This is a genomic window from Microcoleus sp. T3_B1 (genome assembly GCF_036700445.1).
In the GTDB taxonomy this organism is placed as follows: domain Bacteria; phylum Cyanobacteriota; class Cyanobacteriia; order Cyanobacteriales; family Microcoleaceae; genus Microcoleus.
Map to the genome: position 1 here is coordinate 17,291 of NZ_JAUBOX010000067.1, position 20,024 is coordinate 37,314.

A 20,024-nucleotide genomic window follows, 5' to 3' on the forward strand; every position below is an offset into this window, starting at 1 on the left:
CATCTGTGGAGTCAAATCTCAAATCTCAAATCTCAAATCTCAAATCTCAAATCAACTGGCTGTTGACTGTTGACTATCTTCCTTATCTTCCCGATCGCCCCTGTATTGGGGATTTTCTCGATTTTTCCAAATTTTAAACTTCTGGATTATCAACCTTATCTTCCCAACTGGTAGAATTCCAGCCTGCCATAATCAAAACATCAGATGAATGCGAAACCAGAAACAAATTTAGCAGTAGTGCGTTCCTAAGTAAACAAAAACGACAGCAAGGAGACAATTTATATGATTACTTCTCAAAAATGGCGTTCAGCAACAGCAGCAATCCTCGCACTGGGCATTACAGTGGGAACCAGCGCGCCGCTGGTGGTAGCTACTCCCGCAGAAGCCCAACAACGAATTTCCCAATTTGATAGCATCCGAATTCCGTCGGGCAGTGTAATTCCAGTTAGCTATGAAAAAGACAAAATAGTTGTCACCCGCGAAGAAACGGCACCTTTAACTTTAACAGTAGCGCAAGACATCCGCACACCTCAAGGCAGAGTATTAATCCCTGCAGGCAGCCAGATAGTCGGGGCACTGCAACCTGTCAGAAGAGGCAATCAAAGTGGTACTCAATTTGTTGCCAGAGAGTTAATTATCAGCCGCCGCCAACGCTATCGGATTGACGGAAATTCAGGAATTATTACCCGAACCGAAAGAGTCCAAAAAGGTGCTGGCACAGGTTCAGTAGCGCAAGGTGCAGCCTTGGGTGCAGCAGCAGCAGCAGCACTCGCAGGCATTACCGGCGACAAAGCGATCGCGACTGAAGAAGTATTAGGAGGCGCTGGGATCGGCGCTTTAGCTGGAGTATTGTTGGGGCGGCGCAGCGTTGACGTGCTCGTGATTCGCCCGGAACAAGATTTGGCAGTGAGATTGCGATCGGACATCGTGCTCCGCTAATATTGGGCTATTCGGATTAATTATTTGCAGTAAAACATTGTCGATCGCTAACTTGTGGTCTCCCGATCATTGGCTAGGCATACTGTTAAGGTTGTGCCTAGCCATGTTTGTTGGCGGAATTATTGGATGGGAGCGCCAACTCAGAAACAAACCAGCGGGATTGAGAACTCATATGCTAGTAAGTATGGGTTGTGCACTGTTTGTTTTAATGCCGCTGGCAATGGGGAAAAATGAAAACGGAGGAGATGCTGTAGCGCGCGTAATTCAAGGGATTGCTGCCGGGATTGGGTTTTTGGGAGGCGGAGAAATCCTGCGGCAAAATCACCAGGAAAGAGGCAAAGTTGAAGTTCACGGCCTCACCTCTGCCGCCGCTATTTGGGTGTCAGCAGCTTTAGGAACTGCTGCCGGATGCGGGTTGTGGCAACTGGCATTAATTGGCGCTTTAATGTCGCTGTTTGTTCTGAGAGTAATTAAAGAGTTAGAGCGTCGAGCTCGTAGGAAATAGTCTCAAGGATTATATAAAAGTGGGTATAATAACCGTTATAACGTTTGTAGTGACGGGAAGTACGAGCGAGTTTTATGACGGTCAAAATCCTCACTACCAACTAATTTTATTGCGGTCGATGGAGGGTAAATAATATTAGCTGTTTCATACCAAGTCCAGTTAATCATTGAGCATAAATTGTTGGCCCTCATCCCAGCCATACCTCTCAAGAAAGTGAAAAATGAGCCTTACACAATTTGAGGATGATTATTGTGGGCATTGGTGTCAACTTAACGTTAAACCCTCATTCCGGCAGGGGTTTCAGCAAGAGTCTCAAAGTCAAAGTCCTCTCAAAGAGGACTAATGAGTTCTTCAGTCCTCTTTGAGAGGACTTTCGCTATGAGACAGGGAATTCATTCCCTGGCGGACTTCCGGGTGAGCGGGAGGACTGGCGGACTAAAAGCTTAAGTTGACACTAATATATTGTGGGGTGTTCCGCCTGGTGTGAAAATACACGCCTTCGGACTACGAGAGCCCATTCCACAAAAAAACAATCAAAATTATCCCGCAATTATGCAACGCCTACAAAGTGGCTCAAACGCTTGAAATCTCTGCTTGGGGCGATCGATAAATCTTCTCCATTTGATAGAGAATTAACAATACATAACTTTTCAAGCATAATGCTCAACTGTTACGAAGCAAACACCTTGACAGGTCTAGTCATCCAAGCCTGACCTTTGACGAGTCAAGTCCTCACTCTCCACTGACATATTCATTTTAATATTTATTTCAATTTTATTTAATTTGCTCAACACCCATTGAACCAAAATACCAATATTTTATAATTTAATTAGTAGAGAAGTCATCCAAAAATTATAGCTTTTCCGCGTTTGTTGAGGATAGAAAATAATCGTTATCTTGCCAGATAAGTGAACAAGAAATTAATTCCTATCCGGGTAAATTGGCATTTTAATCACTTCCAAAGACTCTTGCCTCACCCGACCAGCCATCGCAGCTAACTGCAAGCTCATAAAAGCATTCAAATCTTCCAAATCACACTTTGCTGAGGAAAAAATCTTCTGCATTTCATTTTCTGCTTCCAAACTCAGATATCCAGCGGCAATAGCTTGTTTTACAACTTCACGAACCTGCACTGTAGAAATGTCCCTTACTAAATTTCAACTAATCAAAAGCCAACTAATTACTAAAAGGAAGTTTCGGAAGCCGTCTCGCCAAAGATTTCAAATTTTTTCAGCTCGCGAGACTCTTGTTTCACTCCTCCGGACATAGCTGCTAGTTGCAAAGCCATAAAAGCATTTAAGTCTTCCAAGTCATATTTGGTGGTAGTTAACATCCGCCGCAGTTGATTTTCGGCTTCAAGGGTTAGATAGCCTAGAGCCAGAGCTTGCTGGGCGAGGTCGCGAATTAGTACCATAACACTTCCGGATTTTATTGGTTCAAGCCTCAGTATCAACTTTTTTCACAGAATCAGCAGTGACGGCTATTGCTCGATCGGTGTGACATTGTGACGGGCCACTCGTGACAGCCGGAGTCGCAGAGTGTGACTAATTATTTGCAAGGTTGTGACGGCGATCACATGGGGGATGCCAGAGGAGGAGTCGGAGAGTGGGGAGTCGGAGAGTGTCCGGGTGTCTGGGTGCGGGAGTCGGAGAGTGTCCGAGTGGAGGAGTCGGAGAGGGGGAGCATTTTTCTTCTTCCCTCGGACTAATGACTGATGACTACTGCCTTCTACCTTCAGAAGACGCTCAACGTCTATAATCAGCAAGTTAAATATTTACTGCAAGACCCATATGGAACTAGCTCATAAAGATTTGCTACAACAAATAGCCCGACTATCTGAAACTTATGCTAATTTGGCCGATCGCCTATCCCAAGCAGCAAAACAACTGCAAGACTCCGGCCTTCCTCCCTCTGACAGCTTGCTGCAAGAAGTAGCCACCTACAGCCGCAACTTTGCTGCAGTCCAAAAACAAGCTCTCGAAGCAAACAACTCCGCGATCGCCCCAGGGGAAATTACTTCCCTCAAAGACATTCAAAACTTAGTCGAGACTGCCGCAGCTTCTGAAGGTAAAGCAGAAATTCGCGATGCAGCATTGAAAGTGATCGATCGAGTATTGGCGATCGCCCACCGCGAACAAAGCGACTTCGCGCCCTTACAATCAGTTCATGCCAGAGCCCGCGAACTGCAGCGCGCAATTTCCGAATCAACCCCAACTCAACTGCATTCAGACGCAGAATCCTTAGTCAGCGGCAAACACCCAGTTTCAGCAGTCCTCGCCCTGGTGGAACAGCAAGACAAATTAGACGACGAACAGTGGGTAATCCTCGAAGAAACAGTCAGCGCCGCTTTTGGCAAACAAATAGCCGTAGCCATTTCCAGAGGCAAATTAACCATTGCTGAGATGGTAAAAGCAGCACCTGCAAAAGTCGAACCCGCATTTAAACCAGCGCCAGAACAAAAAATCAGCGCCGAACCTTTGCCAGAAGTGATTGTCATCCCGTCAGGAAATGTGGCACCGAAACAAGTTACAGTTGCGCCACAGATCCAGATTTTGGAATCCCCCGCACCTTCTGCCCCCATGCACGAGGTGATTATTGTTCCCAGTGTGGAAGTACCTAAGTCTCTTCAGACAACCGGTTCCGGGAACATTGTTTTTGGAGCACCTAGGGACATTCAACCAGCGGTGGCAGTAGAGGGCGCTTTGGGAATCAAAGTTTTGGTGCACATTCAGGGAATTGGCGATCGAACTTTCGGTTCTCAAGAATACGCGGGTTCTAAGGGTCAAGGGCGGCGCGTCGAAGGATTTCAAATTAATATCGATCCCCCAATTCCCGGCTTAAATGTCGAGTACATGGCTCACGTCGAAGGTGTTGGCGATACTCCTTGGCTCAGCGAGGGAGAATTGGCCGGTTTTCGGGGTCAAGCGAAACGAATTGAAGGATTTGCAGTGCGGTTGAGCGGGCCGCAAGCTGATAAGTACGACGTATTTTATACCGCTCACATTCAGAATATCGGCGACACCGACGTGTCCTCCAACGGCGAATATTGTGGCACTCGTGGCAAAGCTTTGAGGATCGAGGGTATCAAAGTTTGGATCGCGCCGTCTGCTAGTTCGCAAGCTGCGGCGCCTGTGGGTTTAAAAGTGTTGGCGCATATTCAAGGAATTGGCGATCGAACTTTTAGCGATCGAGAATACGCGGGTACTAAAGCTCAAGGCCGCCGCGTGGAAGGATTTCAAATTAAAATAGAGCCTCCCGTTGCCGGTTTAAATTTGCAGTACATGGCTCACGTTGAAGGAGTTGGCGATACTGCTTGGATCTCGGAAGGGGAGTTAGCTGGATTCCGGGGCAAAGCCAAGCGGATTGAGGGATTTGCCGCGCGGCTGACTGGGCCGCAAGCTGATAAGTATGACGTATTTTATACGGCTCACATCCAGAATGTGGGCGATACTCCTGTTACTGCTAACGGTCAATATTGCGGCACTCGCGGCAAAGGTTTGAGGGTTGAGGGGATGACTGTTTGGGTTGAGCCGAAAGCGTAAAAAGTGAGAATGAATGGAAAATTTGCAGTTGCATTTTCCATTCATTTAACACCGGGTTTTTAACCAAAATATGCCATGACATTCAGGGGTATTAGGTGAAAAAATCCGGTTTATCGCCACCCAACGACAGGAATTATAGCGCACGATCTCAGAAACCGGGTTTCTGAGTGTATTTTTCGTACTCAACCGAAATTTGTCGCAGAAACCCGGTTTCTCGTCACCTGCAAAGTCTTGGCGCACGCCGATCTCACTACTATTTGTTAAATTGGTTGAAAATAATGCTTGAACAATAGGTAAAAGCTTCAAAAACAAGAGTTAAGTTTAATCAAATTTTGTATATTAAACTGATCAAAGTGCTATGACACAAAATCATAATGAGCCTAAAGAATACGATGCCGTCCTTGGCGGTCAATCCTCAATACCAACTAACGCTGCTGTTTTGGGAGGTATTGAAGGTGTAAAAAAGCGCTTGGCAAGTACAATTATTTATCAAAAAATTGCCGCTGTCTCCGAAGCTCTTAAGTATGGAGAAGCTGGTTTATATTTGGTGATTCGTGCTTTAGAAGATGAATCAGAGCAAGTAAGAAAAGCTGCATATTTGTCGCTTCGAGATAGATCGGAACCGAGAGTGGAAGAGATTTTAAAAGAATACAACCTGTGGAGGACGGGAGGGAAATCGTATACTTTTGGCTGGCATTTAGGTTTAATTGATTTCGTTGCCATCTGCCCGGACGGACAAACTTTTGTCAGTGGGGGTCAAAGCGAGAAAACCATCAAAGTTTGGAAATTGCATACCGGGGAATTGATAAGAACTCTTACAGGACACTCAAACTCGGTTACATCCATTGCTATCAGCCCGGATGGGCAAACTCTTGTCAGTGGGAGTTACGATGGCACCATCAAAGTCTGGAATCCACATACCGGAGAATTGATGAGAACTCTTACAAAACATTCATCCCCCGATACAGTATCTATTGCCATCAGCCCAGACGCGCAAAGTTTTGTCAGTGGTAGCCGTGACGGTACCATCGAAGTCTGGAATCTGCATAGCGGGGAATTAATAAGAACTCTTACAGGACATTCATCTTCAGTTACATCCATTGCTATCAGCCCGGATGGGCAAACTTTTGTCAGTGGGAGTTACGATTGCACCATCAAAGTTTGGAATCCGCATACCGGAGAATTGATAAGAACTCTTACAGGACATTCATGCTCGCTTTATTCTCTTGTCATCAGCCCGGATGGGCAAATTATTGTCAGTGGGAGTAATAATAATACTATCAACGTCTGGAATTTGCATAGCGGGGAATTGATAAGAACTCTTACAACACCTCCACGCTTGATCTCGGTTTGTTCCTTTGCTATCAGCCCGAATGGGCAAACTCTTGTCAGTGGGAATGACCGTACAATCAAAGTCTGGAATCTGTATAGCGGGGAATTGATAAAAACTTTTAGAGGACATTCAGGCTCGGTTTTGGTTTCTTCCCTTGCCATCAGCCCGGATGGACAAACTCTTGTCAGTGGGAGTTACTATAAAATCCAAGCCTGGAATCTACATAGCGGGGAATTGATAAGAACTATTGAAGGATATTTAACATCCGTTAATTCTGTGACTGTCAGCCCGGATGGGCAAACTTTTATCTGTGGGAGTCGCAACAAGCTCGGAATTTGGAATCTGCATACTAAAGAATTTAGCGCAATTATAGAAGGACTTTCAACCGCGGTTAATTCTTTAGCTATTAGCGCGGACGGGCAAACTCTTATCAGTGGGAGTAAAGACTGCACTATCAAAGTTTGTAACCTGCATAGCAGGAAATTGATAAGAACTCTCGCAGGACATTCAGGCTTAGTTAATTCCGCCACCATCACCCTGGATGGGCAAATTCTCCTCAGTGCAAGTAACGACAAAACCATCAACGTCTGGAATCTGCATAGCGGACAATTGATAAAAACTCTTGAAGGACATTCATCTTCGGTAAAATCCATTGCCATCTGCTCATACAGACAAACTATTGTCAGTGGCAGTGGGGACAAAACCATCAAAGTCTGGAGTCTGTATAGTGGAGAATTGATAAAAACTCTTGCAGGGCATTCAGGTTCAGTTAATTCCATTGCTATTAGCCCGGATAGGGAAACTATTGTCAGTGGCAGTGGGGACAAAACCATCAAAGTCTGGAATCTGCATACTGGGGAATTGAGTAAAACCCTTACAGAACATTCAGGGTCAGTTAATTTGGTAGCTATCAGCCAGAACGGAAAACTTATGGTCAGTGGAAGTAGCGATCAAACCATCAAAATTTGGAGCTTGCCGGACAAAAAATTGATAAAAACTCTTTCAGGTTCAGACTTGGGTAAATACATTGCCATGAGCGCCGATGGCAAAACTATTGTTAGTGGGGGTAATGAGCGAACAATCCAAGTGTGGGAAGTGCCGTAAAGTTTCAATCACCCTTTAACCATCAAACTCAGGAATTAAAAAACAATGACATAAATTTCCTAGCATAATTAGGAAAGTTCCTTAATGAAGCGCTGTATTGAAACGCTCGAAATCAAACCTATAAAGTGTGTAAAATAAAAAAATCATGCCATACAGTCAATTTACTACGATCGCCAAAGCGAAACAAGCTTTCGGTCTCACAGTCCAAGAGGGAACTCGCTTTATACCTCCGCTAAACCCGATCGCACCCTCAGACATTCTCAGCGGTACTCTCAATGATAGCCTCCCCATCGTCGCTACATCGGGAAGTGAAAAAGCGCGATCGGAAGGAATCATCTATCCCGTACTGCTGGAAGTGAGGCGGATTCTCGATCGCCAAATTAGCCTCTTCTCCGGCGAAGATTTCACCATCGACGAAGCTGTCGGACTGAATGGAGTGTTTGATTTTCTGCTGACGCGATCGTCCGAAGTCCTAGAAATTGAAGCCCCCGCCGTTGTAATTGTCGAAGCTAAAAAGACCGACCTCAAAAGCGGATTGGGTCAGTGTATTGCCGAAATGGTTGCCGCTCAACGCTTCAATCAAGCCAAAGAAAAAAACATCCCCATCATTTATGGGAGCGTGAGTAATGGCATTCAATGGCAATTTATCCAACTCGAAAACCAAACTGTGACGATCGACTTATCCGTCTATCCTCTGCCCCCTGTCGAGCAAATCCTCAGCTTTTTCGTTTGGATGATGCAGAATGATGCCGTTAACTCAGAAACAATTTAACCGATACTTTTTTGCTAACATTTGCTAACAAATACATAAGTTGAGATCAGATCTCAACCAAGGCGTATCAACCGATGCCCGTAGAATTTTCTACAAGCACTTATATTCTTGCCTTCAGCTTGGTTATCGCTTACAGCCCCACGCCAATCTGATTATTTGCTTTGATAATGTAGAGGCAACTTATTTATATAGCGGTTGCGTACTACCAAGGTTTTTCACCTACATCTGAGTGGCTAAATTCATTCTATATGACATGAACACCAGAAGGCAAATGTAACTGATTGTTAGCAAATGTGAGAAAAAATCTTACTTTTAATCAACCTTCCAAAGCCGCCAAAAGACACAGCAATAAAGCCTCCGTCCACTCGACTACAGCACCGTAAGTATCGCCCGTGTGGCCGCCCAAACGGTGGTTAAACCAGGCTCCGGCAAAAATCCCGATCGCACTTCCCCCCAAAGCCATCCCCACCGCCAACAGCCACCGATCGCCCTCCAAGACAACTTGCACCACGCTCAAACTCAGCAGCAACAGCACTCCCGGTATAAAATCAAAAGGAGAATAAATCGATTCCTTGTGAAAAGCTCCCTTACCCTCTGCCCGGAGATAGGGATAGCGGGCGATCGCCACCAGTTGGGCCCACCTCCCCCAACCCGCGACACCCATCAAAGCCAGCCAGCGATAGTTATTCAAGTCCGAGAGAGCGGCAGTTTTCAGCAGCACGATCGCGATCGCAGCCATCGCCCCAAAAGCCCCTGTAACGCTGTCCCGCATGACTTCCAGCCGACGCACGGGGTCGGGTACAGCCAGCCCGTCCGCCGCGTCCATTGCCCCGTCTAGGTGCAGCCCGCCAGTCACCGCGATGCCCAAGACTACCACCAAGGCCGATCGAGTCAGAGCAGGCATTCCCAACAACTGCAACCCAACATCCGCCAGTCCCACCATCCCCCCAATCAAAAGCCCGATCGCCGGTGCCAAGCGGGCAATGCCCCGAAACTCCAAAGTCCAAGACACCGGTACCGGCAAACAAGTATAAAAAGCGACTGCGGCTGCGATGGCAGCGCCTTGATTCCGGAAAAAGTCGATCGTAGAGCGAACCCATTTATCATGCACCATAAGATAGAAAATTTTTCATCTGGTATGCAGTTGTCAATCGATTAGCGTGTGCCAGAATTGGACTGTAACACCCTAGTTTTTTGGATCGAGCATTCCTCCTGTCGCCCGCTCTTTTCCCCGGAAAACCTCTGTCGGCAGCGATCCCAAAGCTCCCTATCTAAAAAGACTAAACTCAAGATCCGCGTTTCCCTTCCCAAAAATTCTAGCTAACTCCCTGATTTTCAAGACGGGAACATACACTACAACAGAGGCTTTTACTCCATGAGTCACGATCAATTGAATAACAGGGTAGTTGCTCCTTGCATCATCGATACAGGGATTGTCGTCAACAAACGCGATATCAAAAGATTGCTGTTTGATTTAGGACGTGTCCGCTACCTTCACATACAAGATGGCCAGATTTATAGCGAAGGGGAAGGTTATGTACTCGAAGTCTTCGCCAACCCCCACCGTTCTACCCTGATTGCCAATCATGCGCTTTATTTGAACGTGTATAGTTTTGATTACCTGGAACTGAAACAGTCCCCGGTCGATGGTGCTTATTTTGACTTGGTTCAAGACGGACGGCTGTTGCGGTTAATTCCCCTCTCCAATCCTTTGCAAGAACAATTCGCCCGGAATTTAAATGCTGCGGCTTTGGATGCGGTTGTCGATCAGGTACTCTCAGGCAACTGGGATCTGCAATTGGATGATGATGATTCCCCCTTTTAATGGTCAGTCGATTTTAGATTTTAGATTTTAGATTTTAGATTTACTCGCAGCGCCGTGAATCTGGGAGGTAGAACTAAGGTCTAAAATTTTTTGCCCTCCACGACGATTGTCGGAAACTTGTCTCCGTTTTTGGGCGGGGTCATTCGATTTTAGATTTTCGATTGTCGATTTTGGATTGACTTGCGCGAGATAAATTCGGGGGCTTGAGGATTTTCGATTGTCGGTTTTGGATTGATTCCACGGATAAATCACGTGGCGGGTACCATCTAGAAATTCTCGGTCATGAGTTTTTTGTCGCGATGTCAACAACAATAGATTAAATAACACTCACATCTTGCACCATTCTCGCTTAACAGGCTTTTCGGCCTGTTCCACAAAGAGTGAATTTTCTTGTGGAACAGGCCGAAAAGCCTGTTCCTAAACAAGTAATTGAGAATGGTGCAACATCTCAAATAACACGGACGGCCGAGTAGCGGTTAACGAGCATCGAGGACTAATGACTGAGGACAAGGCGAAATTTTCTTTTAAATGTCAGGCTAATTGCAGCCATACCCAAGCGCGTGCAGGGGTTTTTGCTACTCCCCACGGTGTTGTGGAAACACCTAAATTTATGCCAGTGGGGACGCTAGCTAATGTCAAAACTTTGACACCTGCACATCTTGAGGCGGCGGGTTCTCAAATGGTTTTGGCAAATACTTATCACTTGCACTTGCAGCCGGGGGAAGCAATTGTCGCAGGCGCGGGCGGATTGCATAAATTCATGGCTTGGCCGGGCCCGATGCTGACGGATTCGGGTGGCTTTCAGGTGTTTAGCTTGAGCCAAATGCGGACTATTTCTGAGAATGGGGTGACTTTTCGCTCTCCCCGCGATGGCCGCATGATTAATTTGACGCCGGAACGATCGATCGAAATTCAGAATCAGTTGGGCGCCGATGTGATTATGGCCTTTGACGAGTGTCCCCCTTACCCGGCTACACGGGAGGAGGTGGAGGCGGCCACAAATCGCACTTACCGCTGGCTGCAACGCTGCATTCAAGCTCACTCGCGTCCGGATCAAGCTTTGTTCGGCATCGTCCAGGGGGGCGTTTTCCCTGATTTGCGATCGCGCGCGGCGAACCAGTTGGTAGATTTGGATTTACCAGGCTACGCCATCGGCGGCGTTAGTGTGGGGGAATCGGGGGATTTGATCGCAGAGATTGTGAAGGTGACTGCGCCCCTGTTGCCGGCCAATAAACCGCGTTATTTGATGGGGATTGGGACTTATCGGGAAATGGCGCTGGCGGTGGCGAGTGGGGTAGATATGTTTGACTGCGTGATTCCGACTCGGCTGGCCCGCCACGGGACGGCTTTTGTTGGTGGGGAACGCTGGAGTTTGAAAAATGCTCGGTTCCGGGACGATTTTGCTCCGCTGGATGAGTCTTGTCCTTGTTATACCTGCCAAAAATTCAGTCGGGCTTATTTGGCCCATTTGGCGCGGGCTAACGAAGTGCTGGGGTATACTTTGCTTGCGATTCACAATGTGACGGAGTTGATTCGCTTTACTGGGAGGATGCGGGAGGCGATTTTTGCCGATCGATTTACTGAAGAGTTTGCCTACTGGCTTGCACCGAGAGTCGATCGATCATGATTGCCGTGGGTGAAGATATGCGACAATTATGAAAATTGTGTTGGATAGGTAGGTTGATTCATGGAAGCTGCATTACTCTTAGCAAAACTGCCCGAAGCTTATTCGATTTTTGAGCCTTTGGTTAATGTTTTGCCGGTCATTCCCGTATTTTTCTTGCTGCTGGCTTTTGTTTGGCAGGCGGCTGTAGGATTCAGATAAGTTTGATTTTGCTAAAAGCAGGGGCAATTTATGAATTGCTCCTGCTTTTACGTGTTGAGTTTTTGGGCTGATCTCGTTTACGGTTGTTTCGGAATGATTTAACCGCAGAGACCGCAGAGACCGCAGAGGAAGAGAAGAGAGAGATGAATAATTAATCCGTGTAGTGCCTTGCTTCAGCTACCGCCGATCGCACTTTTGAATGCCGGTCTTTCTGTGATCCGCTTGATGTAATCTACAACAGCCGGATAAGGACTGAGGTCGAGTTTTAGCATCATCGGAATGTAGGCTAAAATTGACCCGACTGCTGCGTCGGCGACGCCGAATTCATCACCCATTAAAAATGGCTGTTTCTCGAAGATTTCATTTAACGGTTTTAACAACTTGGGAGTTTCGCGATCGCGAGTTGCTTCTGTAAATATTCCCGGCCCCAGGGTGGCGTTAGCAAACGTGACCCACTGCACGATTTGAGCTTGCTGCTCCAAAGTGTCTGGCATTTTACCATGTTTTTGAGCTAAATATAGCAGAATTGCGCCGGATTCCCAAAGTTTAAAATCTCCATCAACAATTGCCGGTACTTTGCCGATCGGGTTAATTTCGAGATACTCTGGCTGCAAGTGTGCCCCTGCTTGCATATCCAGGGTGACGAATTCGTAAGGAATTCCTATTTCTTCTAGATACCACTTGACAATTGAGGCCCTGCTGCGGGCTCCGCCGTAAAGTTTCAGCACAAAATTTTTATCCTTTAACGCAATATTGCTGTTATAGCATTTTTTGGTCAGTTGTCAGTTGTCAGTTGTCAGTTGTCAGTTGTCAGTTGTTAGGAAAGCAGTTGTCAGTTGTCATTTGGGAAAATTCCCAATTATCTTTTTGCCAATTACCTTTTTCCCAATTACCCATTCCATTACCAATGACTACTGACTAATGACTGCTGACTAATGACTAATGACTAATGACTAATGGCAGTTCTGTCAAGTGCATAAACAAGATTCTGCTGCCAATAAAAATCAAAATTGCTCCGCCCAATATCTCAATTTTATTAGCAAACAAGTTGCCGCACTTGTTCCCGATAAACACGCCTGCAAAGGCTAAAAAGAAAGTAATAAATCCGATCGCAGTCACCGCAAGAGCAATAGAATCTTTCAGGACAGCAAATCCGATACCAACTGCGAGGGCATCGATACTCGTCGCCACCGACAGCGTTATCAAAGTCCCCGTATCTAAGGGATTGAACTTTTTCTCGCATTCTTCGCCTTGCAGCGATTCGTAAATCATTCTCCCGCCAATGAAACTCAACAGCCCAAAAGCTATCCAATGGTCGATCGGTGTTATCAAAAAACTAAAACTAAGACCGATTAACCATCCTATTACGGGCATTAAAGCTTGAAAACCTCCGAAAAATAAGGCAATTTTTAAAGCTTTATTGACCTTCATGTGTTTGATTGCTAAACCGCTCGAAACAGCGACAGCAAAAGCATCTGCTGCTAGTCCCAAGGAAAGTAAGATGGTAGTGGCTGCATCCATTTTTGTAAAGTGTTAGGTGTTATAAATAAAGTGTTCCTCTTGACTGTTTTAGTTTACACTTAATTTTGATATTATTGCGTTTTTATCATAATGTTTTCATTTTTATTTCAGATTTATTTCACAATTGGCGAGGGTTGAAAAAATTTGCGCTTAGCTGTATTATGTAAAAGATTATTTATCAACTAGCAGAATTAACGATGCCGCCATCTAGATTGTACCAGCCACTGCTGCTCAGGTTACTGCACGGGGTTAACGCTGCGATCGCCCTTTTAGCAATTGTGAGCGCATTTCTGGTTTACAACACCTACGATGGGCGGTTTGGCAAAGTCCCCGTGCCCCAGATTGCAGATATTATCGGGATTCACGGCACTTTTGGCAAGATGTTGCTGTTAGGAATAATGCCGGCTTTTGCATTGTACAGTTTCCACGCAGGTCAAAAACGCTTGGTGCAGCCGGATTCTTTTGGGAAACTAACGCAGTTGGGAAAACCGATTTGGTGGTACAGTTTGCACCGGATTGTGAACACGTTGATGTTGCTGGCACTGACTTGGGCGATCGCTTCTGGCAGTATGGTTAAGGAAGAATGGCTGCCGGCTGGGGAATTGACGCGGGTTTGGTATTATTTACACGCTTCTGGTTGGGTGGTATTGGTATTTTGTCTGGCAATGCACTTGTTGATGAGTGCGAAGGTGGGGGGTTTGCCACTAATTTTGTCGATGTTTGATGCCGCGTATCGCCCGGAGGATTCGCCCGCTGCTTGGTGGAAGAAAATTCGCTCTTTGGTCGATCGCTCTTAATGTGAAAATGCTTAATTTGAAAATGAACAGAAATATTTTATTAATTGTTGCGGAAGTCTTAGTCATGGGAGGCTGGTTGTTTGCTGTGGTTGCACCTTTATTATTTCCATAATCCTATCATAGCAATTTGGGTTAACAAATGATCGTTAGGTTTGTAGTGAGGACTTCAGCCCTCTGTTTTATGGCTAAAGTCCTCATACCAATTTAATGTGAAGTTGCACATATCTCGATCCCCCTCGCATCCCCCTTAAGAAGGGGGACTTTGAGAGGAATCTTGTCCCCCCCTTTGTAGGGGCGGTGCCCCCGTGCCCGCCCTCTTGGCTAGGGGGGATCAGATTCTATGCAACCTCATAAAAAATTGGTATCAGTACAAACCGAAATTAAGCTTTTCGCGCAGCTTGCTAGCAAGATTTGCGACGGGTTTCTCTGGCGGCCAAATGCGATATCAAACGATCGGCAATTTTACCCTAAATTCAGCACCGCCCCCAGTTTGAGATTTAATTTGAGGTTGAACCGGAGATTCAACTGTCAGGCGGCCGCCGTGCAATTCTACAATAATTTTATAGCAAACCGACAACTCCAACCCGGTAAAATTTTTAAAGGATTTAGTATGACCAAACTCCTCAAATATTCTGGGTTGAATTTCCGGCGGAATAATTGAGCCATTGTGGGCGATCGCTACAACAATAAATCTGCCTTTATATTCCTCGACAATATCGGTTTTGATTGTAATAATTTGAGCGGAATTTTCAATACTTTTAACTGCATCTATAGCATGGATGATCAGACTCGCGAATACCTGGCTCAGTTGACCGGGATAACAAAAAATTGGTGGCAGGTTGTTGTACTCCTTGACTACTAATATTTTTTGCTCCAGTCTGTGAGCCAGCAACAGCAAAAGATTGTCGATGCTCTCATTAACGTTGGCGTGTTCTTTGTTGGCTTCGTCAGGAAGTGAAAATTTCCTCAAAGCCAGGACTATCTGGCGAATGCCATCGGCTCCTATTTTCAAAAAATTGAGGATTTGTGGCAACTCTTTGCTGATAAAATCTAGGTCGCAACGCTCTATTTTTTTGGCAATTCGTGGCACAGGCTCAGGATATTGTTCTCGATAGAGGCGAATTATACTAAGCAAATCTTTGATATAATCATTGAGGTGAATCAGGCGGCCGTAAATAAAGTTAATCGGGTTATTAATTTCCTGAGCAACTTCGGAGGCTAGTTGACCCACAATTGTAATTTTTTCGCTTTGTACTAAATGCTCTTCGGTGATTATGAGTTTGGCTAATACTTCTTCCAAAAGTTGGATTTCTTCTTGAATTTGCCCGTGGAGTTGGGATTGGGAAATTGCGATCGCCAGCGAGTCTGCAATTGCTTCCAAAACTTCCACCTCGTCGGGAGTCGCAAACCGGCGCTTTGCACAGGCAAACAGATATCCAAGCCGATGATTCTGAGTTAGTACGGGTACTGCTGCGTAGTGACGATTTGTGAGTTCGATATGGGCGTGTTCCTCAGACGCTGTGGCATCAGGGGCGGCGGTTTTATGTAGCAGTATCGTTTCGCAGCGGTGAAGCCGTGCAGCTAAATCTCCAGAGGGCCCTCCTGGAACACCAAAGATTCCCAAGCGCCCCGGCAAACCTTCCCGGCAATATTCCCAGCCAAATTCTAAAGTATCTTGTCGGGGGTCGTACCATGCGAAAATTGCTCGATCGAGCTTCAGTAAAGTACCGAGTTCGTCTACTGTAGTTTGGAGGATGCGATCGAGGCCCAAGCAAGCGCGAATGCGGCCGGTCAAGCGGTGGAGAAGGGCTTCTGTGCGACTGCGAATGCCATTTAGGACAAACAGCTTGAGCGCCACCATTGTTGCGAAAATAGCTGCGGCGGCAAGTACGCCGGCGGCTACTGCTAGTATCTTGAAAGGAAGGAGTTCTTTTTCGAGATTGTCGCGGGGAATTACAACGGCGATCGACCATTCAGCTTGTTCTAAAGGAAGATAGGCAACATAAACTCTGGCGTCGTTGATTTGAGTCAGCACAATGCCCGTTTTTTGATAAACCATCTCCCGCGCTACATTCGCCAAATTAGCATCTGCGGACTCTAAAAGACTCGGAGCCGGCTTGTGGATATTTCCGATTAATCGAGCGTCGGGATGGACAATTGGCACTCCTTGAGAATTGAGAACAAAAGCGTAAGTTCCTGCCCCATATTCCAGCTTTCCTACTACTTCGGCAATTCGATCCATGCTAATGACGCCGTTCATTACTCCGATCGGCTTTTCGGTTGTTTTATCAAGAGAATTTACCGAACTTGACCACACTGGAGCCGAAATGGGAACAATCCTTCTTGGTTTTTTGAGCGTGCGAGAAATGGTAGGATCTGAAACATAGACTTCCCCAGCCATTGCCTTTTTGAAGTGTTGGCGGTCGCTAACATTAATCAAGGATCTGCCCACTTTTGTGGTGAAATAAGAACCGTCGGGATCAATTAATGCCAAGTGCTGGAATTCTTGCAGTCGATTTACTTCCGATTTTAAATAAGGCTGTGCCACTGACCAATTCATCGAACGAACGGGAGGAGTGTGGGCGAGGATTTCGATCTCAGCCTTTCTAGTGCCGAGCCAGCGATCGATCTTGTTTGCCCGCTCCCTAACTTCTAACAAAGCATTTCGCTCGCTTTTGGTGATAATCAAGCGGCGAACGCTTTGATAGCTGATACAACCCGTAATGCTAGCTGCCAGAATTGTTCCCCCCAAAATTAAGAGCGCAGTTTGATACCCAAGATGGTATTCGCCCTTTAATCCCGCTGGCAATAGTTGAGTTAATTTCCACCACTTTACTCTCGCAAAGCTTCGCATGGTTTGACCAATTTGTGAGATTGAAATCCTTAGCTCACCTACTATCTACTCGCCCGCCTGCCAGTCGTCTTAAACTACTAGCATTCAATAATTGCGGGGATTTTTTAATTTTTTCCCCCCGAGCAGATCCTCTCGTTTCCGGTTGCACCGAAATGATATAAAGGACACGGCAGTGCCGTTTCCCTACCCAGATTAATTGTAGGGACACGGCACTGCCGTGTCCTAGCGGTGGGTAATATTAATTCCGAGGCTACCCGATTTGATATCACTTTGTTAAACAGGAATAATATCATACCACATTTTTGACCAATTAAAAAAGTTTATCAACTACTTAATTTTTGTTTACAGTCGTTAATAATTTATGTTATTTAGGTGATGTGAGCAGTAGACATTTTAGGTTGAGATGTTTGGTGTGTGTATTAATCAATAGTCCAGACTGTTTTTAGTTCGTAGTCTGAAACCCTTGATTTTCGGTTGGTATTTCGAGTACGCGATCGCCTTGAAACCGTTATTCTACGGTTGGTAATCAAAAACTGTCCGCAGTATTGCTTAATAACGAAATATTAAAAGTTTTTCGTTCATTATTAATGAAGGAAAAACTTGTTAAATCTTTAATTTACATCTCAACAATCAAAACTATTTTCCGTGCATCCGCTGGCTGAGGCACTGCTAAATTGCCCCAGTTGCGGGATTTGTTTAAAGAACCTTGTGAGTGTGTTCGTGCTGTTTCACATTGTCTTCAGTGCGAATGATGCGCTCGGAGTTGAGCACCCTTTTGCGTTCTAAGGAATAAGTAAAGTCGTTGCGAACTGTTCCCAAGGGAATGTGAAGTTGAGCTTGGGGGCGGATTTTGTAAGTGCGGGCAGCAGCGATCGCCCGAAAGCCAAATTCTTCGCTAAACTGAGCGGATGTCGGGAATTCTGGCAACATTTTGGGTGTTTCGCCGTCGAGCACTGCTCCCAAAGTCGTCCCGCAAACCATTAAATAGGATGTGGGAATTCCCTTCACAATTGCTTCTAAAGCTGCTGAGGGAATAGCTTCGATTACTTGCACTTCAAAAACTTCGCCTTCTTCTTTGATGAAGCAGGTAGCTACACCGACTGCTATGTAGTCGTCGGTGCCGAGATCAGGAGCGTTGGGATAAACTGTTGCAGTCGTCATAAGAAAAGCTTGGTAGTGTGGAAACCGGGAACGAGAAATTATATCATTTCCGGTAACACCGGAATGATGTTGGCTGTTGACTGTTGACTGTTGACTGTTCACTGTCAACAGTCAACCGTGAACTCGAATTTACTATTCCGATGCTAACGGATTTGATATTAAGCGATTTTAGATTTTAGATTTGAGATTTATTGCACGGTTTTTTTCGGGGATTTTACGTGAAAAATCTTAAACCGGCTGTTCTAATACCTAAAATTTTTTGGTTAAGCTCCAAGGAGCCGATCGCACGATTGTGTCGATCGTACCACATCAAGGTAGATGCCGGATGATTCGGCAAGGATTCCCCGCCGCCACAACGTTTGCGGGAATATCTTTGACAACAACACTGCCTGCGCCGATCGTGCTATTGTCGCCAATAGTGACTCCTGGACAAATAATACTGCCGCCGCCAATCCAAACATTATTGCCAATATTAATTTCAGCGGCGAGTTCTAGGCCAGAAATTCTCATTTCCGGGTCTGTGGGGTGAAAAGCGGTGTAAATTTGTACGTTGGGCCCGCACAATAAATTTTCGCCAATATTAACTCGATTGCAGTCGAGAATCACGCAGCCAAAATTCATATACAATCCGTTTCCCGCATAAATATTACTGCCGTAGTCGCAGTAGAAAGGTGGCTCGATTTCAACTTTTGGGCCAACTGCACCGAACCATTCGGCGAGAATTTCTAACCGTTTGTCTGGTTCGTCTTCGCGGGTTGAATTGTAAGTTCTGGCGAGGCGGCGGGCTCGCTGGCGATCTAAAATTAATTGCTCATCGGCAGCTAAATACAATTCGCCGGCAAGCATTTTTTGTTTTTCGGTTTTTTCCACAGTTTTTTCCACGGTAAGAATCGGCGGTTTCAACCGCTACTTCACCAACAAACTTCCTTTCTAAGTGACTGAAGAATAATGTAGGGTGCGCTAAGCTGTGTTGCATCTAGATTGCCTATGGTACTAGAGAGGGAGAGGGGGAGAAGGGGAGAGGGGGAGAGGATTTGACGATTTTTGATCGGGACTCGAAATATACAATTTAAATGCACAACAGCTTAGGCGCACCTTACCGCTATAATTAGCGCGTCAGATCATTTTTTGATTTTGTAGCATACATTTAGGGTTCAGGTTTTGACTGCAAACAAACAGCTAAATCCAGATTGGCTAATTTCTCAAAAGCTCGATCGATCGATCCTTTTCCCCGCAAAAAACCAGTATTTGCACCGGGACAAATATACTGTAAAGTTTCCGGCGAAAATCGATCGATAATTGACTTGACGCTGTTAATTTGCCTAGGCCAGTGAAAAGTTTTTGCCGTCAACAGCGGTACTGGGGCACCTTCGAGGTTGGGAAGCAAGTGTCTGCCCGAAAACAGCACTCCACCGCTGCCACTATGATAAAGGCAAGAGGAACCAGGAGAATGGCCAGGAGTCCAAAATGCTTTCATTCGATCGCTCACAACAAATTCACGCTCAAAAACCGTCACCTTCAAACCCGGCAGTAAATAAGCTTCCTGTTCTTGAATCAGGATCTCGCACCCCGTGGCTTCCTGAATCTCCCGCGCCTGGGCGATAGCGCCACGGTGGGTGAGAAACAGCAGTCGCACGCCGCCGTGTTCCCGCAAAAATGTTTGGTTAATCTCATCCCAAGCGGGACAATCCACCAGGATGTTAGTTTGGTTTTCTACAATGAAATAGGCTGTTGCACCCAGGGTATCCCGGTTAGGGGGGAAAGCCAGGATATTGTCGAGCACGGGCCTGGGTTGTTTGGAGACTGAACTCTGTTGTTTCAAGGAAGTATTTCAGAAGGGAATGGG

General features: G+C 45.9%; 19 protein-coding genes. 10 read left to right on the forward strand and 9 right to left on the reverse strand.

Annotation, left to right across the window (positions count from 1 at the left end):
• Positions 1-282: 282 nt before the first annotated feature.
• Both QT990_RS26665 and QT990_RS26670 read left to right on the forward strand, forming a co-directional pair.
• Entirely contained in the window at positions 283-939 is a 657-nt protein-coding gene (locus QT990_RS26665; protein ID WP_333036218.1) for a hypothetical protein, read from the forward strand.
• 103 nt (positions 940-1,042) lie between these two features.
• Entirely contained in the window at positions 1,043-1,444 is a 402-nt protein-coding gene (locus QT990_RS26670) for an MgtC/SapB family protein (RefSeq protein WP_333144774.1), read from the forward strand.
• A 920-nt stretch (positions 1,445-2,364) separates the two neighbouring features.
• On the opposite strand, the gene QT990_RS26675 is transcribed toward QT990_RS26670, so the two are convergent.
• On the reverse strand, positions 2,365-2,577 hold the full coding sequence (locus QT990_RS26675) for a hypothetical protein (RefSeq protein WP_333144773.1): 213 nt from the start codon (positions 2,575-2,577) through the stop codon (positions 2,365-2,367).
• A gap of 50 nt (positions 2,578-2,627) precedes the next feature.
• A complete protein-coding gene (locus tag QT990_RS26680; protein ID WP_333109616.1) occupies positions 2,628-2,858 on the reverse strand; it encodes a hypothetical protein in 231 nt (76 codons plus the stop codon).
• 126 nt (positions 2,859-2,984) lie between these two features.
• Here QT990_RS26680 and QT990_RS26685 point away from each other — a divergent pair, with 126 nt between their 5' ends.
• The 4 genes from QT990_RS26685 to QT990_RS26700 all read left to right on the forward strand — a co-directional run bounded on the left by QT990_RS26685 (position 2,985) and on the right by QT990_RS26700 (position 8,195).
• A complete protein-coding gene (locus QT990_RS26685) occupies positions 2,985-3,152 on the forward strand; it encodes a hypothetical protein (protein WP_333144772.1) in 168 nt (55 codons plus the stop codon).
• A gap of 82 nt (positions 3,153-3,234) precedes the next feature.
• Entirely contained in the window at positions 3,235-4,986 is a 1,752-nt protein-coding gene (locus tag QT990_RS26690; protein ID WP_333144771.1) for a hypothetical protein, read from the forward strand.
• A gap of 358 nt (positions 4,987-5,344) precedes the next feature.
• Positions 5,345-7,423, forward strand: coding sequence for a WD40 repeat domain-containing protein (locus tag QT990_RS26695; RefSeq protein ID WP_333144770.1), 2,079 nt, complete (start codon positions 5,345-5,347; stop codon positions 7,421-7,423).
• Between the two features lie 145 nt (positions 7,424-7,568).
• Positions 7,569-8,195, forward strand: a complete 627-nt coding sequence (locus tag QT990_RS26700; RefSeq protein WP_333144769.1) for a hypothetical protein — start codon at positions 7,569-7,571, stop codon at positions 8,193-8,195.
• Between the two features lie 316 nt (positions 8,196-8,511).
• Here QT990_RS26700 and cobS read toward each other — a convergent pair whose 3' ends face one another.
• Positions 8,512-9,309 (reverse strand): adenosylcobinamide-GDP ribazoletransferase, encoded by a 798-nt coding sequence (gene cobS / locus QT990_RS26705; protein WP_242722367.1) that lies wholly within the window; start codon positions 9,307-9,309, stop codon positions 8,512-8,514.
• A 261-nt stretch (positions 9,310-9,570) separates the two neighbouring features.
• Here cobS and QT990_RS26710 point away from each other — a divergent pair, with 261 nt between their 5' ends.
• The 3 genes from QT990_RS26710 to QT990_RS26720 all read left to right on the forward strand — a co-directional run bounded on the left by QT990_RS26710 (position 9,571) and on the right by QT990_RS26720 (position 11,845).
• On the forward strand, positions 9,571-10,020 hold the full coding sequence (locus tag QT990_RS26710) for a hypothetical protein (RefSeq protein ID WP_333144768.1): 450 nt from the start codon (positions 9,571-9,573) through the stop codon (positions 10,018-10,020).
• 496 nt (positions 10,021-10,516) lie between these two features.
• Positions 10,517-11,647: a tRNA guanosine(34) transglycosylase Tgt gene (tgt, locus tag QT990_RS26715; RefSeq protein ID WP_333144767.1), complete on the forward strand. Its 1,131-nt coding sequence runs from the start codon at positions 10,517-10,519 to the stop codon at positions 11,645-11,647.
• Positions 11,648-11,707: 60 nt separating this feature from the next.
• Positions 11,708-11,845 (forward strand): photosystem II reaction center protein K, encoded by a 138-nt coding sequence (locus QT990_RS26720; RefSeq protein WP_006634808.1) that lies wholly within the window; start codon positions 11,708-11,710, stop codon positions 11,843-11,845.
• A gap of 173 nt (positions 11,846-12,018) precedes the next feature.
• Here the strand turns inward: QT990_RS26720 and QT990_RS26725 are convergent, their stop codons facing one another.
• Positions 12,019-12,573, reverse strand: coding sequence for a glutathione S-transferase family protein (locus QT990_RS26725; RefSeq protein ID WP_333144766.1), 555 nt, complete (start codon positions 12,571-12,573; stop codon positions 12,019-12,021).
• Between the two features lie 211 nt (positions 12,574-12,784).
• Positions 12,785-13,366 carry a manganese efflux pump MntP family protein gene (locus QT990_RS26730; RefSeq protein WP_333144765.1) on the reverse strand — a complete coding sequence of 194 codons (582 nt, stop codon included), beginning with the start codon at positions 13,364-13,366 and terminating at the stop codon, positions 12,785-12,787.
• 197 nt (positions 13,367-13,563) lie between these two features.
• Here QT990_RS26730 and QT990_RS26735 point away from each other — a divergent pair, with 197 nt between their 5' ends.
• Positions 13,564-14,163 carry a cytochrome b/b6 domain-containing protein gene (locus QT990_RS26735; RefSeq protein WP_333144764.1) on the forward strand — a complete coding sequence of 200 codons (600 nt, stop codon included), beginning with the start codon at positions 13,564-13,566 and terminating at the stop codon, positions 14,161-14,163.
• Positions 14,164-14,608: 445 nt separating this feature from the next.
• On the opposite strand, the gene QT990_RS26740 is transcribed toward QT990_RS26735, so the two are convergent.
• The 4 genes from QT990_RS26740 to QT990_RS26755 all read right to left on the reverse strand — a co-directional run bounded on the left by QT990_RS26740 (position 14,609) and on the right by QT990_RS26755 (position 20,000).
• Positions 14,609-17,017 (reverse strand): cache domain-containing protein, encoded by a 2,409-nt coding sequence (locus tag QT990_RS26740; RefSeq protein WP_333144763.1) that lies wholly within the window; start codon positions 17,015-17,017, stop codon positions 14,609-14,611.
• A gap of 696 nt (positions 17,018-17,713) precedes the next feature.
• Positions 17,714-18,178: a hypothetical protein gene (locus tag QT990_RS26745; protein WP_333144762.1), complete on the reverse strand. Its 465-nt coding sequence runs from the start codon at positions 18,176-18,178 to the stop codon at positions 17,714-17,716.
• 309 nt (positions 18,179-18,487) lie between these two features.
• Positions 18,488-19,048: a sugar O-acetyltransferase gene (locus QT990_RS26750; protein ID WP_333144761.1), complete on the reverse strand. Its 561-nt coding sequence runs from the start codon at positions 19,046-19,048 to the stop codon at positions 18,488-18,490.
• 277 nt (positions 19,049-19,325) lie between these two features.
• Complete coding sequence (locus QT990_RS26755; RefSeq protein WP_333408598.1) at positions 19,326-20,000, reverse strand: MBL fold metallo-hydrolase; 675 nt, start codon at positions 19,998-20,000, stop codon at positions 19,326-19,328.
• Positions 20,001-20,024: the final 24 nt, after the last annotated feature.